The organism is Pseudomonas sp. 57B-090624 (assembly GCF_003234055.1).
Taxonomy (GTDB): Bacteria; Pseudomonadota; Gammaproteobacteria; order Pseudomonadales; family Pseudomonadaceae; genus Metapseudomonas; species Metapseudomonas tohonis.
Window position 1 is genome coordinate 1 of record NZ_QKRU01000176.1, and the last position, 1298, is coordinate 1298.

General features: G+C 56.9%; 1 protein-coding gene. It reads right to left on the minus strand.

The features are described 5' to 3' along the window. Positions 1–37: 37 nt before the first annotated feature. Positions 38–1207 carry an integrase core domain-containing protein gene (locus DMX10_RS32235; protein WP_111264892.1) on the minus strand — a complete coding sequence of 390 codons (1170 nt, stop codon included), beginning with the start codon at positions 1205–1207 and terminating at the stop codon, positions 38–40. Positions 1208–1298: the final 91 nt, after the last annotated feature.

Here is a 1298-nt window from a genome sequence, read left to right on the forward strand (position 1 = left end):
TGTATGGATCAACCACATGGGTAACAAAAGAGTTCAGTCACATGGGTGACACTTTCAAGGATAGATAACCCTCCTTCTGCTCTTGCTCATCTACGCGACCAATCACAACCGGGCCGAAATGCACGGCCCAGAGTTCTTCACCAATCTGCTCCAATCCAATCTGTTCGTGCTTGAGCAGGTGCCCTACGTAGATACGTAGTCCCCTTCGATTGAGGATGCCGTTGCAATCTGCCCGATAGACTTCGACATGGCCCGGATACGTCAGCTCCGGCAACTGTTCTGGATAAGTACGTGGTGACTCCTTGTAGCACTGGCTGGGTGTCTGCTGCTTCAGGGCCTCATGAGGTCTCTGCTGGTTGTAGTTCTGAATGAACTCATCGAAGCGCTGCTGTTGCTCTGCCATGTGCGCCGCCACAGGCTGGGTGACTGCTCGCTTCAAGGTTCGGTGCATGCGCTCATGCCGCCCATTCTGCTCAGGCCGCCCCGGGGCTATGCGCTCCGGAATGATCCCCAGACGTAGCCACCAGATCGATAGCTGGGTCAGGCCAGTTCTGCCCGTACTGGCAAACGGTGTTCCGTTGTCGGTCCGCAGGCGCAGTGGCAGCCCATGGCAACGAAACAGCCGCTCAAAGGCTGCCTTGGTCTCCTCCAGTCGTGTCCCTGCCATGCCCTCGCAGGCCAGGAGGTATCGGCTGGCATGATCCATAACCGTCAGGGGGTAGCACCATTTACCGTCCTGGGTCAGAAACTGGCCTTTGTAATCTGCGCTCCAGAGCTCATTGGGCTCGTGGGTCGTCTTCAGCGGTTTTGGATAACTCGGTACCCGGCGGCGAACTCGTCGGGGGGCGATAAGGCCCTCCAGTTTGAGGATGGTGTAGATCGTGGTCCTGGAGGGACTCTGGCCGGGGTAACGTCGCTCAACCAGCGCCTGGATTTTCTTGGGCCCTAGCTCAACCTCCGAGCGCCGTCGCAAGTCGAGGATGTACTCGCGAATGACATAGGGAGTTCGCTCCTGCTCGTGACGCTTTCGGCTCTGCTCGGCAAGCCCTTGCATGCCGGCTTGCTTGTAACGCTCAACCCACTTGTAGCCTGTCTTGCGGCTAATACCGAAATGCTCACAAAGCCCAGTGAAGCTGCTCACCTGCCTGAGGTAATCAGCGATGAACAATACTTTTTCGTCCATAGGTTTCAGCTCTCGCCAAGGCATGGGGCACCCTCCGGAGGGAACCCCGCTAGGTTAAAAACTGTTACCCATGTGGTTGAACCGATTTGTCACCTATGTGGGTGAGTCATACCGG